General features: G+C 68.5%; 13 protein-coding genes. 5 read left to right on the top strand and 8 right to left on the bottom strand.

Annotated features, from left to right (window positions below; genetic code table 11):
• The 5 genes from EV148_RS06845 to tsaB all read left to right on the top strand — a co-directional run.
• Positions 1-1388, top strand: a 1388-nt coding sequence (locus EV148_RS06845) for an RHS repeat-associated core domain-containing protein (RefSeq protein WP_131995432.1), incomplete at its 5' end; no start/stop codon positions are given.
• A gap of 8 nt (positions 1389-1396) precedes the next feature.
• Positions 1397-2347 (top strand): hypothetical protein, encoded by a 951-nt coding sequence (locus EV148_RS06840; protein WP_131995429.1) that lies wholly within the window; start codon positions 1397-1399, stop codon positions 2345-2347.
• 258 nt (positions 2348-2605) lie between these two features.
• A complete protein-coding gene (locus EV148_RS06835) occupies positions 2606-3676 on the top strand; it encodes a leucine-rich repeat domain-containing protein (protein WP_131995426.1) in 1071 nt (356 codons plus the stop codon).
• A 396-nt stretch (positions 3677-4072) separates the two neighbouring features.
• Positions 4073-5389: a cell envelope integrity protein CreD gene (gene creD, locus EV148_RS06830; RefSeq protein WP_338419053.1), complete on the top strand. Its 1317-nt coding sequence runs from the start codon at positions 4073-4075 to the stop codon at positions 5387-5389.
• Positions 5390-5662: 273 nt separating this feature from the next.
• The gene (tsaB, locus tag EV148_RS06825; RefSeq protein WP_131995423.1) at positions 5663-6355 is read left to right on the top strand and encodes a tRNA (adenosine(37)-N6)-threonylcarbamoyltransferase complex dimerization subunit type 1 TsaB; all 693 of its coding nucleotides are present in this window, start codon (positions 5663-5665) and stop codon (positions 6353-6355) included.
• Positions 6356-6385: 30 nt separating this feature from the next.
• Here the strand turns inward: tsaB and EV148_RS06820 are convergent, their stop codons facing one another.
• The 8 genes from EV148_RS06820 to hprK all read right to left on the bottom strand — a co-directional run bounded on the left by EV148_RS06820 (position 6386) and on the right by hprK (position 15960).
• The gene (locus tag EV148_RS06820; RefSeq protein ID WP_131995420.1) at positions 6386-9226 is read right to left on the bottom strand and encodes an acyltransferase family protein; all 2841 of its coding nucleotides are present in this window, start codon (positions 9224-9226) and stop codon (positions 6386-6388) included.
• 37 nt (positions 9227-9263) lie between these two features.
• Entirely contained in the window at positions 9264-10043 is a 780-nt protein-coding gene (locus tag EV148_RS06815; RefSeq protein WP_131995417.1) for a class I SAM-dependent methyltransferase, read from the bottom strand.
• 64 nt (positions 10044-10107) lie between these two features.
• Positions 10108-11043: a 2OG-Fe(II) oxygenase gene (locus tag EV148_RS06810; protein ID WP_241988002.1), complete on the bottom strand. Its 936-nt coding sequence runs from the start codon at positions 11041-11043 to the stop codon at positions 10108-10110.
• Between the two features lie 301 nt (positions 11044-11344).
• Complete coding sequence (gene ptsP, locus EV148_RS06805; protein ID WP_131995411.1) at positions 11345-13081, bottom strand: phosphoenolpyruvate--protein phosphotransferase; 1737 nt, start codon at positions 13079-13081, stop codon at positions 11345-11347.
• Positions 13082-13203: 122 nt separating this feature from the next.
• Complete coding sequence (locus tag EV148_RS06800; RefSeq protein ID WP_131995408.1) at positions 13204-13473, bottom strand: HPr family phosphocarrier protein; 270 nt, start codon at positions 13471-13473, stop codon at positions 13204-13206.
• Positions 13474-13572: 99 nt separating this feature from the next.
• Positions 13573-13965, bottom strand: a complete 393-nt coding sequence (locus tag EV148_RS06795) for a PTS sugar transporter subunit IIA (protein ID WP_131995405.1) — start codon at positions 13963-13965, stop codon at positions 13573-13575.
• A gap of 139 nt (positions 13966-14104) precedes the next feature.
• Positions 14105-15013, bottom strand: coding sequence for an RNase adapter RapZ (gene rapZ / locus EV148_RS06790; protein ID WP_131995402.1), 909 nt, complete (start codon positions 15011-15013; stop codon positions 14105-14107).
• A complete protein-coding gene (hprK, locus tag EV148_RS06785) occupies positions 15007-15960 on the bottom strand; it encodes an HPr(Ser) kinase/phosphatase (protein WP_131995399.1) in 954 nt (317 codons plus the stop codon). Before hprK ends, rapZ begins: the two co-directional genes overlap by 7 nt.
• Positions 15961-16063 lie beyond the last annotated feature (103 nt).

Below are 16063 nucleotides of genomic sequence, written 5' to 3'. Positions count from 1 at the left end.
CGAGCTGGACGCTTGATGCAGTCGGCAACCGCACGAACCAGACGAAGGATGGTGCAGCCAGCACCTACACCTACGACGTCACCGACCGCCTGACCCAGATCACGGGCGGCGACGCGGCGACCTATACATGGAACACGAACGGCCAGCTGCAGAGCAGGACGGTCGGCAGCGGCGCCAGCGCGCAGACGAGCACCTACACGTTCAACAGCCGCCACTATCTCGATGGCGTCACGCTGCCCGACGGCACCGCGATCCGCTACACATACGCCGCCGACGGCAACCTCGAGACGCGCAGTCGCACGCAGGGTGGCGCGACGGAAACGACGCACTACCTCGTCGACCCGAACCTCGCGTTCGCGCAGGTCGTCGCCGAATACGGCGACGACGGCCACGCGACGGCCGTGTACGTCTACGGCGACGAGCTGCTGCTGCGCATCGAACCGGCGCAATCGAACAGGGCCACGGTCTACCACCACGACGGCCTCGGCAGCGTCGTCGCGTTGACGGACGCGACCGGTGCCGCGATCCAGACCTATGGCTACGACGCTTGGGGCAACCGGGTCGAGAGCATCGGGGGCGACGCCAATCCGTACGGATATGCGGGTGAGCGCCACGACGCCAACGCTGGGTTCATCTATCTCAGAGCCCGCTGGTACGACCCTGCTGCAGGCAGATTCGTCAGTGAAGACGCCGCGCCCGGTAGCACCAAATTGCCGATTTCGCTCAATAAATATCTGAATGCCAATGGCGATCCCGTGAATCGCGTGGATCCATCGGGATTGATGACCGCAGCGGAAACAAGCGTCGCGGGGAACATTGCTGCTGGCCTTGCAATCGCCTCACTCGCCTATATCGGTGCAAGATTGTTCATTGGTGCTGTAGTGGACAATTCGACGGGAGCCCGAACATTCGGCTTGTGGGACGCGGTTGCCGTGACGCAGTTCCGTGCGCGCGCGGTCAGTGAAGAACGCGACAGAACCGACCCGCTCATTGATGCACTCGTGCAACAAGCGGTAAGGGAAGACGGTCATCATACAATCCCCATTTACCTCTGCGGCGGCATGGATCAGGAGATGTCGCGCATTAGTCGGGCGCAGCACGTGGCGATCCACACGGAGATCGCCGCAATCGCGCTTGTAATCGACGGTGCAGAGCCATATGCGACCAGGACATTGGGCAGGACGAGATCGAGCGTCGTACTACGAATCGCGCAAACAGAGGCGGGCCGCAGTTCGATAACGAACGCACTGCAACAGGTATATGACATTGGCGGATGGTGGGGCGTAGGTATCCTACCGATCGGTGATGTCTTTACCCGCGAGCGGAGATACTTCGAGTCCGGTGCGAAGACGTCGTTGCCGTGGTGTTCACGTAACGGGACGCCATGATGCATTCCATGGATCATATCCAACTGGACACATGGGAATTGGCTGCGCTCGAAAGTCAAGACACGTATGCCAAGGCCCGGTCCACTCATGTTCGCGTTTACTGGACTGCGCTGGCAGGCACAGGAGCACATGTCGCCAATGTTTTTTCCCCCGTTGGCAACATATTCTGGTCATTGGATGTGCATCCGGCGATGGATCGAGCGCACTCGGATTTCCTGGAGCGGCTGCGCACGCGCGGCGGGTTGCAGGAGCGCATCCGGGAGATGTGCGCCGAAGTGGGGGCGTCCACGCATTCGGCCTACGCAACGATACTGCTCGGTGCGCTGACGCGGATACTCGGCGACCACTTCGTGTCACACGTGCCGCTATCGGAGTATTGTCTGCTGGACCGGAGGCACATGGGTTTTGTCGTCCCTGACGGCTGCGTTCCAATGGTTTCCCGCTACCTGCAACGACAAGTGGATGCGCTCGGTCCAGAGGCCCTGCGGCGTTGTGATGAGGATGTATGCCTGACGCTTCTCGGGCTACCCACCGAGCGGCGCAAATCCAGGCCTTTCCTGACGGTGTTGGAAGCTCCTGTCGGCGCGGTCGAGACGGACGAGCTGAGGCGCATTGCCGGTGAGGCGGACGCCGCGCTGGCTGACCCGGACGAATGGTGTTCGCGACATCTCAAGCATCTCGAGTACTACGATCGCGGCATATCGACGTCCGTGGCGTATCCGGCACCGTACACCAGGGATTTCGTCAAGGATGCGTCGAAGGTCCTGCGGTTCCGCTGCGAGTTCGCGGTCAGGTTCCTTCCTTTGGGCGCATTGAGCAGATTGCGGCGTGGACTTGATGACCCTAATTGGCATTCGTTGGAGTTTGTCGACCTGCGTGAGCAATTGGTCGAAGGCATCGACCGTCGGCTGTGCAACTATGGGTTCATTAGCACAAACCCGCTTCAGGAGGGCCGATAGCGAACTTGCGTATCAAGTAGCCAGGTTTCGCGTTGGGGTGCGCTTCGGTTTGTCCGCGCAAGACCAAAACGGACACAAAACGTGGGCGGGTTCACTTATCGGTACCTGATTCGGGCTGAATCTATTGCGTGGAGGTGGAACGGATCCGTGCCGAGAAGCCATTGGTGACGTCGGGAGCCGCCATCAGGATATCAGCCGCTGTGTCGAGTATCCCGTGTCGCGTCTTGAATCGGCCTATCGATAGTCGCGACGGTCGCGATGATGCTCCGTGACCTCGCCATCGGGCGCGATCGCAGCAACGACGTTCTTGATGCCGTTGAAGATGGGGAAGTCGTGCCCGACGCATGCATCATCGAATCACTGGATGGCAACGGGACTCGCCTCGTCGTGAGTGGAGGCTGGTCCGAAGGCGCTGTCGCCTGCATGGCGCGGCACGATTTTGATCGTCTGGAATTCCACGGTGGCGAGTATGAGGACTTCCGCTTCCTCCGACCTTGGGCCGCGAAGATCGCGTCGCTGGCGATCCCGAGCGGCGCGTGGAAAAGTGCCCGGGGGCTGGAGGAACTGACGTCGTTGCGTGCGCTCCGGCTCGGGCCGCCGCTCAAGGGTGTCGATTTCGCGTCACTCGCCTCGCTGCAGACGCTCGGGCTCGAATCATGGACCCCGGCCTATGCGAAGACCTTGTTCGAATGCACGCGTCTCGAGTGGCTGCACATCGAAGGCTTCGCCGAGCCGGACTGCGAGCACATCGGGCGGCTGGGCACCCTGGAAGGGCTTTCGCTGGTGCGCGGAAAGCTGGCCAGCCTCGGGGGATTGGCCGGATGCACGAAGCTGCGCGCGCTGCAGCTTGCCCATCTGAGAAAGCTGTCCGACATCGCCACGATCGGCGACATGGCGTCGGTCAGGGAGATCGAACTCGTCGAGTCCCTGCCCCTCATCCATGACATCGGTGCCGTACAGGCAAGAGCGGATCTGCGCCGGCTCGATCTTCGTGGCTTCGCCGGTCGTCACGACGGCATCGCCTGGCTCAGGGACATGGTGCGCCTCCACGTGCTCGGCCTGTCCAATGTCGTGCCGCTCGACTGGGATGCCTTGTTCGCCTCCAGGGAATTGAAGAAGATCGCGGTGACATTCACCCGGCCTTTGCGCGCGACGATGGACGATGTACGAAGCGCTGCGACGGAGCGCGGCCTGCGCCCGACCAGCGTCCAGCCCATGGGCGCGCCGGCGCGGCCACGGGGATTCGTCGTCGAGTTCCGCCCGGAAGGATCCACGCAGAATCTCTGGTTCTGGAAGGATCCGTCGGACGGGGAAGTGCCGGTGCATTGATCGCTCGAATGGACGGCTGGGTGAGGTTGTAATGAGGCGCGTCGTATTCGAGCCGTTGCGGTGGCGATGGACGAAATCGTCGAGTACTGCATTCCGTACCTGGAGTTGAAGACCTGACGACTGGGAATCGGGATCCCTCCGCCTCGGGTCGCCGCTGAAGGGCGTGGATTTCTCGTCACTTGCGCCGCTCGAGACGCTCGGTCTCGAGTCGTGGATACCGGCCCATGTCGCGCAGCGAAACTGGCGTCGGCTCGGCGGCAACGAAGCGCGTCCGCCGAATCCACTGCCCCTGAAGCCACGCCGGTAGCGCATTCCGCCCGCAATCGGCCCGAATCCGCCCGCGCTGCGCCGCGCGGCGCGGGTGCAATGGTTGCTCCCGACGAACGGAGGCAGACCATGATTCCGCGATTCACGCCCGGCGTCACCGCGAAGGTGCTCGGGGTCGCGTTGCTCGCGCTGTTGATGCTCATCCCGCTCGCGCAGGTCAATGATCTCATCGGTGAGCGCGCCGGTCGCGCGCAGGAAGCGGCGCGGCAGATCGCCGTGCGCTGGGGTGCGCCGCAGGTCGTCGGCGGGCCGGTGCTCGCGGTGCCGGTGCGCTGCGAGGTCGAACGCGACGGCAAGCCGGCGACGATCGAACGCACCGACTTCGTGCTGCCCGACCGCCTCGCGCTCGGCGCGACGCTTGCGCCCGAGTTGCGTAGCTACGGCATCTACGAGAGCGTCGTCTACACCGCGACGATCAAGGCGGAGGGTCGTTTCATGCCGGGCGACGTCGCGCGCGTCGGCGGCGACGGCTGCAGCGCGCAGTGGCGGCGTGCCGAGCTGCGCGTGCCGGTCGCCGACGTGCACGGCATCCGGCGCGCGTCGCCGCTGCGCATCGGTGCGGATGCGCCGGAGTTCGGGCCTGACGGCGCCGGCGTCGGCGGACTTACGGCGATCAGCGCGCCATTCGCGTTCGATCCGACGCTGGCCACGCAGCCGCTACCGTTCGCGTTCGAGCTGACGGTGGCCGGCAGCGAACGCTTCGCCGTGCTTCCGCTCGCGCGGCAGACCGAAACGCACGTCGACGGCGCGTGGGGCGATCCGGGATTCGACGGCGCCTTCGTGCCCGCCGAGCGGCGCATCGACGCGAACGGCTTCCGCGCGGACTGGCAGGTGCTCGACCTCAACCGCCCCGTGCCGCAGCACTGGTCGTCGCTCGAGGCCGCATCGGTGGACCTGGTCTCGAGCAGCTACGGCGTGAACCTCGTGCGCCCCGCGAACGCGTACCAGCAGAACGTGCGTGCGGGCAAGTACGGCCTCGTGTTCATCGCGCTGACCTTCGTCGCGTTCTTCCTGTTCGAAGTGCTGCGCGGGTTGCGCGTGCATCCGGTGCAGTACCTGCTCGTCGGCGCGGCGTTGTGCACGTTCTACCTCGTGCTGCTCGCGTTGTCCGAGCATGTCGGTTTCAGCATCGCGTATGCAACCGCGGCGGGAGCGACCGCGTTCATCGTCGGCGGCTATGCCGCGGCGATCCTCGCGCAACGGCGCGCGGGCATCGCGCTCGGTGGCATGCTCGCGCTCGTCTACGCCTTGCTGTACGGGCTCGTGCGCAGCGAGGACTACGCGCTGCTCATGGGTTCGCTCGCGATGCTCGCGACGGTCGTGGCCTTGATGGCGCTGACGCGGCGGGTGGACTGGTACGCGACGGGAGCGAAGGAGCCGGCGTGAAGCGCATGCGCGGCGGCAGCGCCGGCAGGCCATGCGCGTCGCGGGCGGCGGCACGCGCTGCGCGCGTACCGCCCTACGGGGATCGCGATCGCAGGAGCGCGTAGGCCGGATCATGGCCGCGAAACGGCGGATCCGGCGCATGCGCGCCTTGATCCGCCCTACGTCGTGGACTTGGCGGCATCGCGCTTACGCCACCCGCACAAAACCCGACCGCCTCGACCCATCGCCCCTCAGCCCTTTCGCCGCGCCCCGCGCGCTAGAATCCCGCACGCCATGAACCTGCTCGCGATCGAAACCGCGACCGAATCCTGTTCGGTCGCCCTGCTGTCAGGCGAACGCCTGTTCGCGCGCAGCGAACTCGCGCCGCGTCGCCATGCCGAGTTGCTGCTGCCGATGTGCGACGAAGTGCTCGCCGAGGCCGGCCTCGCGCGGCGCGGCCTCGATGCGATCGCGGTCGGCTGCGGGCCGGGCGCGTTCACGGGCGTGCGCCTCGCGATATCCGCCGCGCAGGGCATCGCGTTTGCGCTCGGCATCCCGGTCGTGCCGGTTTCATCGCTCGCGGCGCTCGCGCTGCAGGCGCCGGAAAACGATGCGCCGGTCCTCGCCGTCATCGACGCGCGCATGGGCGAGATCTACGCGGGCTGGTTCCGCCGCACGCCGGACGGCCTGGTCGAACCCATCGCCGACGAGACCGTGTGTGCGGCCGCGGACCTGCCGCTCGCCGCGCGCGAAGCGTGCAACGTCGTCGGCAGCGGCTGGTCCACTTACGGCGACGTGCTGCGCGCGCGCCTCGGCGTCGAATCTGTGTGGGCCGAAGGCGACCACTATCCGCAGGCAGTCGACATCGCTCGCCTCGCGCTGCCGCGCGTGCGCGACGGCGTCGCGCCCGAGCTCGCCCTGCCGGTCTACCTGCGCGACAAGGTCGCGCTCACGCTCGACGAACAGCGCCGCGGCGCCGCTTCCTGAGGCGCGCCGTGTGCGCGTTGCGCACCTTCGTCACGGCTCCGGGTCGACCGTCAACGGGATCGCGGCGAGCACGCGCCGACGTTCATCGTCGAGCATGACGACCGTGAGCTGCTCGCCCGGGCGCGGATCGATCACGTAGCCGTCGAAGCCACGCTTGGCAGGGACGTTCAGGCGCAGCGAACGGCGGCCCGGCCCGATGAAGTCGATCGCTGCGAGACCGCGCAGCGCCCCGTCCGCATCCACGACCGCGACGAGCGGATCACGCCCGCGCCCGCGAACGCGGGGGAACCAGCCCTCGAACGCCGCTACGCGGTGACCCGACGGCGCGTCGTCGAAGCCGCGGACGAAGCGCGCCGCGCCGTCGGGTGCCGGCGGCCACGGCCGCGCGGGTGCGTGCCAGCCGGGCGATTGTTCGGGCGGTGACGCGAAGCCGTGCTGCAGGCCCGCGGGCATTGTGTCGGGGACGTGCCCCGCGTCGCGCATGCCGAGGCGCGCCACCAGCATCGACCGTGCCGTCTGGCGGTAGGCGACGGCGCAAGCATCGGCGATCATGCGATGGCTCGGCAGGAACAGCATCAGCACCATGGCGACGGCGAACGTCGCCGCCGCACGCGCATTCACCGTCACGCTGCCCAGCGCGTACAGACCGAGGCCGAGCCAGAACAGGCTGCTCCACGGCAGGTAGGGGGCCGCGTACGCAAGCTCCGGCGTCGTCGCGAACCTGTCCGCGTGCGCGAAGCCGGTCACGATGGCTGCGCCGAGCGCGAAGCTCGACAAACCGAACGCGAGCACACGCATGCGCGCGAAGTCGCGGCCGCTGCGCCACGCCTGCACGGCGACGAATACCCATGCCGCCAGCCCCGCGGCGCCGAGCAGCAGGCCTTCGAGCAGCGCGGGACGCGCGCCGAATCGGACACCGAGCGAGCGCGCCGCATCCACCAGCGGCACCTCGCCGGCGCGCGGTGCGACGGCAGCCGGCATCCACGCCTGCACCGTCGGGTCCCCGAGCCCGAACAGGGCATGCATCCAGGGTGAGGCGAGCCAGCGCAGCACCGCGGCGCCGCCGACGAGCGGATCGAGTGCGAGGCTTGCGCTCGCACTGTCATCGCCGGAGCGCGCGAACCCGTACACGAGCAGGATCCCGACGGCCCACGCCACGACGAGCGCGAGATCACGCCGGCGCAGCCGCAGCACGGTGCCGAGTGCGAGAACGCCCATGAACACCGCGACGCCGGCTCGGGCCGACGCTGTCGCCGCGGTGGCCGCAAGGCCGGCGCCGATCAGCCAGGGCAGCGGTCGATCGCTGCCGGCGGCGGCACGGGTCGAGAGCAACGCAAGGACGCAACCGACCACGACGAGAAACGCCCGTACCGGCGTGTCGCCGTACACGAGCATGCGCGCGTTGCCGAGCCAGCCGAAGGCGAGCACGACGAGCGCGCAGGCGGCGGCCCGCACGAGCCGCGGCCACGTGCGCTCGCGCAGGATCGTCGCCACGACGAGCGCGGCCGCCAGCGCCACGGCGAATGCGCCGAGTGCGACGTGCAGCATCGGGCTCGCGCCGGGCAGTGGCAGGCGGAAGTTCGCGACCACCGCCAGTGCAGTCGCGGCGTAGAAAGCCGCGGCCAGGACGAAGCCGGCAACGCCCGCGTACTGCAGGCGCGTCGAGCTGCCGAACGCGGCAAGCGCGTCATGCAGCCGCGGGGCGCGAGCGCCGGCGCGTCGCAGGCGCGTACCGATCCAGGCGCGCGCGCGCGCCGACGCGTCCTTGAATGCGAGCAGGGGCTTTTCGAGCGCGTGCCACGACGCCACCCCGAGCAGCATCGCCGGCACGAACGCGACGACCGAGTTGAAGGTCGGCGATGCCTGCGGCCAGTGGTGCGCAACGACCTGCTGCATCGGGAAGCCCCACAGGTAGAGCCCGTAGGAATAGTCGCCGAAGCGGTTGAAGCCGTGCCAGCGCAGGCGATAGGCGAACCAGAACACGAACTGCACTTCCGCCAGCGCGAAGACGAGCGGATGCAGCGATGTCGCGCGCAGCGCCCAGCATGCCGCGGCGAGCAGCGCGAGCAGCGCGCCGTGTACCGGCACGACGTCGCGGTACAACCAGCACAGCGCGCCGAGCGCGAACATCCCGCCTAGGCGCGTCGCGCCGGGCATGCCCAGCGCGGGCACGTACTCCGGCATCAACCAGCCGGCGAGCAGCAGGGCGAGGACCGCGAGCGTCGCCACGCCGCGTCGCGCGAGCAGGCCGACCGCGCCGAGCAGCGCGACCCAGGCATACATGCGCACTTCGATCGGCAGGGTCCAGATCGAGCCGTTGATCGTGTCGCGCCGCGGATTGTCCGTGAACACGCCGGGCAGGCTCCAGCGCATGTTGCGACCGAGCTGGAGGTTGTCGAGCACGTAGCCTGTCGTGTGCGGGTCGCGCAGGTAGTCGCCGGGTGCGAGCGTGGTGTAAAGCGTGCCGAGCACGAATGTCGACAGCAGCAGGCAGGCGACGTACGCGGGCAGCAGGCGCAGCGCGCGTGCCCAAGCGAACGCGAGCAGATCGCGCCGGCGCACGAAACTGCCAGTGACGAGGAAGCCGCTGATGACGAAGAACAGGTCGACGCCGATCGTGCCGGAATAGCTGCTCCAGCCGAGGCTGATGAACACGTCCGCCGCGTCCGGTGCATGCACCACCATCGCGTAGCCGTGGCCGTAGATGACGAGCGCCGCGGCGAGGAAGCGCAGTAGCAGGAAATTGTCGACGCGCGCGGCGAGCCCGTCGGCCGGCGTCGTCACATGCGCGCGCAGGCGCGCGAACCATTGCGGTCGGCTTGCCGTTCCGGCGGTGGCGTCCCCGGCCGGGAGGGTGTCATGGCTCGACATGCGAGGGTCCTTCCTTCACGTCGGCGCGCACGGCAGCTCAACCGAAATGGCGGCTGCGCACGAAGCAGAACGCACGCTCGTCGCCGGCGGCCGTGGCCGGGTCCGACGCCTCCGTATTGCCGAGCGTGATGTAGTCGAGCACGTCCCAGCCGGTACGGTCGAGAGCGCGGCGCAGGCCCGCGTCGGAGAACATCCAGAAATTGGTCGCGTCGCCATTGGTCTCGCAGGTGTCGACGAGATAGGCGAGCGGCACGCTCTGCAGCTCCACGCGCGAGCGGTTGACGTGGTCCCCCGGGGACGCGTCCGGCGCGAGGTTGTAGCGCACGATGCGCGTGCTGACCAGCGCATGGCGCGTGTTGCGCGCGAGGCTCTCGAGCGCGCCGAGCGGATTCTTCAGGTGGTAGAGGATGCCGAGGAAGAACGCAAGGCCATAACGCTCGCCCGGCAGGTCGAAGCGCGCGTCGAGGTCGACCTCGCGGATGTCCACGCGCGAGCCGAGCTCGGCCTTGAGCGCGCGCACGCCGCGACAGCCGTTGAAGTTGGTCGGCGCGTAGTCGACCACGTCGGCGCGGCAGCCGAGCCTCTCCATGAAGAACGCCGTATCGCCATCGGCAGCGCCGATGTCGACGATCGGCGCATCGCCGACGAAATCGAGCAGGTCGCGCCGTTCGCCTTGCAGCAGCAGGGTCAGGATGTGGAAGTTGTCGAGCGTGCCGTAGGGATACCAGCCGAAGTCCGTCGGTGCGATGCGCTCCTTGAGTGCGTCGAGTTCGGTGCGGAAGGCGAGCGCCTGTCGTGCGATGTCGTCGATGTTCATGGCGATTCCGGCAGCGGAGATGATCAGGGGGAGGCCGCGACGCAACGGGCGCCGCGCCGGCGCATTAGCCCGCGCCGCGTCCGCGCAGCAGGCGCTGCGCGAGGTAGCGCAGGCGGCCGAGCCGGCCGGCGTACAACGCCGCCTGCGTGCGCTCGAGGTCGCGGGTCAGGCGCGTGATGTCGCGGTACAGGCGCTGGTTGTGCTGGTCGCGGCGCGCGAGCAGGACGCGCAACTCCTCGACGTCGCGTTCGTCGAGCGTGAGTCCGGCGCGGAAGCGTGCGGGCAGCGGACGGTCGACGTAGATGGTCGAGTGCGTGTCGGCGAGTTCCTCGGCGGGCCGTTCGCGCGTGTAGAAGTACAGCGCGATCGACTTGCGCGACAGCGCGCGCCGGTCCGGCGGCAGGGTGATGCGGCTGAAGCCGTGCCAGCTCCATTCGGTCGTCTCGAAGATCACGCAGCGGTTGAACAGCGGCGTGACGAGCGTCACGCGGTCGTCCGGCGAGCGCGGGTCGGAATGCAGTTCGAGCGAGCCGCCCCAACCGTCCTCCCATTCCGGATTGAGGTAGACGATGAGGTTGAGGCGGCGATGCCACGGCTCGCGCGGGTGGCGGTTGAAGTCGACGTGCGGGTCGAGATCCTGGCCTTCGCGGTTCTCGTGCGTGCCGCCGCCGAAATAGTCGGCGTCGTAGAGCAGGTCGGGGATGCCGGTGATGCGACCGACGAGGCCGAGGAAGTCCGGCGTGCGGATCAGGTCGTCGAGCTGCGCGTACGGCTCGCCGAGGCCGCGGATGCGCTCGATCGTCGACTTGCCGCCGAGTTCGCCGGCCTCGTTGCGCGCATTGCCGCGCTCGAATGCGGGGAACTGCGCGAGCAGCGCCGCGGCGTAGTCCGCATCGAAGAAGCCGTCGATGACGACGTGGCGGAACGGTTCGCGCCGCGCGAACGCGGCGGCGTGGCGGCCGGCGTCCGCGAGGACGCGCGCATCGATGCACCGGGACAAGGGGGAATCGGACATAAGTGCACATGATGCCATGTGGCAGGCCGTGTGGCATGGCCTTCTGCCGTGTTGGAGGACGCCCACGTTGCGTGCTCGACCGCGGTTACGCCCCGATGCCTCGTAGGGCGGTACGCGCGCAGCGCGTGCCGCCGCTTGCGATGGGGCCGAGCGGAAGGACTGGAACACGAAGCACACCGGGCACACCGTGGAAAAGCACTGGAGTGCGGGGCTCGTCGTGACGCAGCGGCAGCCCGGGCGGGACTCGCGCTGCGCGCTCGACCCGCCCTGGATCGCTCGACGTGCCCTACGGGGTGGTACCCATGCGCGCGAGCACGCGGCCGATGCGTTCGCGCGTGGGCGCACGCAGCAGCGCCTTCGCCTGCGCACGCGCGGCGGCGCAGTCGAGGCCGATGATCGCCTCGCGGATCTCCAGCAGCACGGCCGGGTGCATGCTGAAATCGGTGAGACCGAGCGCGAGCAGCAGGGCGGTGTAGCGGCGGTCGCCGGCCATCTCGCCGCACAGCGTGACGCGCTTGCCGGCGCGCCGCGCGCACGCGATCGTCTGCGCGAGGAGCTTCAGCACGGCCGGGTGGAGCGGGTCGTAGAGGTTGGCGAGCTGGTCGTTGTTGCGATCGACCGCGAGCGTGTACTGCACGAGATCGTTGGTACCGATCGCGACGAAGTCGAGTGAGCGGATCATGCCCTGCAGGGCGATCGCCGCGGCCGGCACCTCGATCATCGCGCCGAGCTCGACATTCTCGGCGATCTCGTGGCCGGCCGAACGCAGGTCGCGCGCGCAGTCGCGCAGCAGGTGGCGCACGCTGGCCATTTCCTCCGCGGCCGAAACCATCGGCACGAGCACGCGCACCGGGCCGTAGGCGGACGCGCGCAGGATCGCTCGCAGCTGCGTGCGCATGAGCTGCGGATGGCGCAGCGACAGGCGCACGCCGCGCACGCCGAGCGCGGGGTTCTCCTCGTCGTCGAGCACGAGTCCGCTCGAATCGGCCTTGTCGGCACCGAGGTCGAGCGTGCGGATCGTCACCGGCAGGCCGCCCATGCCGAGTACGAGGTCGCGGTAGCAGAGGAACTGCTCGTCCTCGTCGGGCACTTCGCGCCGCTGCAGGAACAGGAATTCCGTGCGGTAGAGCCCGATGCCGGCGGCGCCGCAGGCGCGGGCCTGGGCGATGTCGGCCGCGGATTCCGCGTTCGCATGGAGCGCGATCGGCACGCCGTCGAGCGTGCGCGTCTCGGCATCGCGCAGCAGCGCGAGGCGCTTGCCCTTCTGCGCCATCTCGCGCTGCCAGGCGCGATAACGCGCGAGGTCGGGTGCCGCCGGGTGCACGATCGCTTCGCCGCGGTCGCCATCGACGAGGATGAGGTCGTCGTCCTGGATGCGCGCGAGCGCGTCGTGTGCGGCGACGATCATCGGCAGGCGCAGCGAGCGCGCGAGGATCGCGCTGTGCGACACCTGGCTGCCGGAGGTGAGTACGACGCCGAGCACGCCGTGCTCGGCCAGCGGCACTAGCTCGGACGGCGCGACCGAGTCGCTGATGAGGATCTCGCCGACGCGCGAGGCGAGCTGGCGCTCGGCGCGGCTCGACTCGCGCGAGAGCCCGGCCTGCACGCGCGCGATGACGTGCTCGACGTCCTCCTTGCGGCTGCGCAGGTAGGGGTCGTCCATCGCCTCGAACACGGCGACGAGACGGTCCTTCTGCATCTTGAGCGCGGCACTCGCGCGGTAGCGGCCGATGCGGATGAGGTCGAACAGGCCGCTGGTCAGCTCGCGGTCGGCGAGCATGAGGCTGTGCGCGTCGATGAACTCGGCGACTTCGCGCGCCATCGCGCCGTGCACCTTCTCGCGCAGCAGCGCGAGCTCCTCGCGCGCGGCGGCGATCGCCTGCCTGAGGCGCTCGACCTCGGCGTCGACTTCGGCTTCGGCGAGCGGGCGGTCATCGACGAGGTAGCGGCTCGGTTGTTCGAGGCGTGCGCGACCGAGCGCCATGCCGCGCGATGCGCCGAGGCCGGTCAGTACGAGTCGCACGCGCTTTCCATCCTCCGTGTCGAAGAGACATCCGCGCGACGATCGCCGCGCCGATCCGCATCCTTGCCGCAGGGTCGCTGCGGCGGGCCTTCGCGGCATGCCGTGCCGCTAGGGCGGTTTTTCTACTGGCCTTCGTCGAACTTGCGCTCGAACAGGTCGACCATCGCATCCATCGCCGCCTGCTCGTCGACGCCGTCGGTGCGCAGGCGGATCGGCGTGCCGAGCCCGGCGGCGAGCATCATCACGCCCATGATGCTCTTCGCATTGACTTCCTTGCCGCGGCACGCGATGAACGCACTGGCCTGGAACGCGTGCAGCGCCTGCACGAGCTTGGCCGACGCGCGCGCATGCAGTCCCAGTTTGTTGCTGATCGTGATGTCCTTTTCGAGCATGGTTTGGGCTGAGGGCTGAGGGCTGAGAGCTGAGGGCTGAGGGCCGGGCAGTGATGTGGGCGGGTGGTCGCCGGGGCAAGGGCGGGACGTCGGCCCCGGTCAGGGGTTGTCGACGACGATGCCGCCGCGGCCGCCGCTGGCGGCGGTCTGCGCGAGTTCGTCGAGCGACTGTTCCGGGTAGTTGAGGACACGCAGCAGCATCGGCAGGTTCAATCCCGACACGCAGTGCATGCGCACGCCGAGGTCGGGCAGGCGCTGGGCGATATTGCACGGCGTCGCCCCGTAGAGGTCGGACAGCACGAGCACGCCGTCGCCGTGATCGAGATCGCGCGCGTTGGCCGCCGCCGCGCGCAGCATCTGGTCGGGATCGGCGTTCGCGGCGACTTCCTGCACCTCGACCGGCAGCGGCAGGCGGCCGAGCACATGGCGTGCCGCACTCACGAGCGCGGCCCCCATCGATTCGTGGGTCATGAGGAGGACGCCGACGCTCATGGGCACGCTCCGCGTGCCGGGAATGGGGAATGGGGAATGGGGAATGGGAAAAGCATGTCGCGATCCGACGCTGGCGTGGGCGCGCCAGCCATTCGCTTTGAACCATTCTCGATTCCCCATTCCCCATTCCCGGCTCTCATCACTCCATCTCCCGGTGATACGTCAGCACCTGGCCGTAACGCTGGCGCAGTTGCTCGGCGAGGCGCTCGGCAAGATACACCGAGCGGTGCCGGCCGCCGGTGCAGCCGAGACAGATCGTCACATAGCTGCGACCGTCCGCCTCGAAGCGCGGCAACCAGCGGTCGAGGAAGGCGAGCAGGTCGTCGCCGAACTGCTTCACCTCGGGCTTGGACTCGAGCCATTCACGCACCGGCGCGTCCTTGCCCGACAGCGGGCGCAGTTTCGAATCCCAGTGCGGGTTGGGCAGGCAGCGTGCGTCGAACACGAAATCGGCGTCCGTCGGCACGCCGCGGCGGTAGGCGAACGATTCAAACAGCAGGGTCATCGCGCCCGGTGTCAGCCCCATCTCGGTGATGACGAGGCGGCGCAACTGGTGCACGTTCAGGTCACTCGTGTCGACGACGCGGTCGGCGAGCGCGAGCATCGGCTTGAGCAGGCGGCGTTCCTCGGCGATCGCCTCGGCGAGGCCGAGGCCGTCGACCGACAACGGGTGGCGACGGCGCGTCTCCGAATAGCGCTTGATCAGCACCTCGTCACGCGTGTCGAGGAACACGAGCCGGTAGCCGATGTCCGAGCGCGCGAGCTCGGCGAGGATCTGCGGCAGGCGGTTGAGGTTCTCGGCGCGATTGCGCACGTCGACGCCGACCGCGAGCTTGCGGTGGCCGACCGTCGAATGCGACAGCGCCTGCACGAACGCGGGCATCAGCGCCGCGGGCAGGTTGTCGACGCAGTAGTAGCCGAGGTCCTCGAGCGTGCGCAGCGCGACCGTCTTGCCCGACCCCGACAGGCCGCTCACGACGATGAGCTGGTCGGGGCCGTTGGCGTGCGGCGTTTCGCCCGGCGTGGTCGTGGTCGCGGTGTCTACCATGGCGGCAGTCGGCGCATCTGGTGCGCCTGGCGGTCGATGAAGGTCTGCGCGGGATCGAAGCCCTTGCTCTTGAGCATGTGGCTGCGCACCGCGGCTTCCGCCAGCACCGCGATGTTGCGGCCCGGGGCGACCGGGATCGTGATCTGCGGCACGTGCACGTCGAGCACCTCGCGGTAGCCGACGTCGCCGGTCAGGCGCGTCATCGCGTCGCCGTGCGGCACGTCGAGCTTCTGCGGCTTGAGGTGCACGATCAGGCGCAGGTATTTCGACGGCTTCACCGCGGTATGGCCGAACATCTCGCGTACGTTGAGCACGCCGAGGCCGCGCACTTCGAGCAGGTCGCGCAGCATCTCGGGACAGGTGCCGTCGATGACGTCGGGGGCGATCAGGGTGAATTCCGGCGCGTCGTCGGCGACGAGGCGATGGCCGCGCGTGAGCAGTTCCAGCGCGAGCTCGCTCTTGCCCGTGCCGCTCTCGCCGGTGATCAGCACGCCGATCGAGTACACCTCCATCAGCACGCCGTGCAGGGTGACCTGGCGCGCGAGCGTGCGCGCGAGCTGGTATTGCAGGTAGGTGAGCAGCTCGTGCCCGCGCTTGGGGCTGATCCACAGCGGCGTGTTCGACTCTTCCGCGGCCTGGCGCAGGTCGGCCGGCACGGCCTGGTCCTTGCTCACCAGCAGCGCGGTCGGCTGGTAGGCCATGATCTTCTCGACGGTCTCCCAGCGCTGGCGCGAATCGAGGCCGTCGAGGTACTTGAGTTCCTCGGTGCCGACGATCTGCACCTTGTTCGGATAGATGATGTTGAGGTAGCCGACCAGCGACGGGCGCCGCTCGAGCGTGTCGCCGGTGTCGATCGCCCGCTGCTCGCCACGCAGCCCGGCCGCCCAGCGCAGCGACAGGCGCTCGCTGACGGCGTCGAACAGCTGGCGCGCGGTCAGGCGGTCCATGGGGTCGGGAGGGCTGGGGGCTGGGGGCTGGGGGCCATGGGCACGCGCATGTCCGGGCGATGGCAAAGTGTAAGGCATTGCCTGCTGCAGTCGCCTCGTGTCG

This window comes from Dokdonella fugitiva (assembly GCF_004342425.1).
GTDB lineage: Bacteria > Pseudomonadota > Gammaproteobacteria > Xanthomonadales > Rhodanobacteraceae > Dokdonella_A > Dokdonella_A fugitiva.
This window is presented reverse-complemented; position numbering and strand designations above follow the sequence as displayed.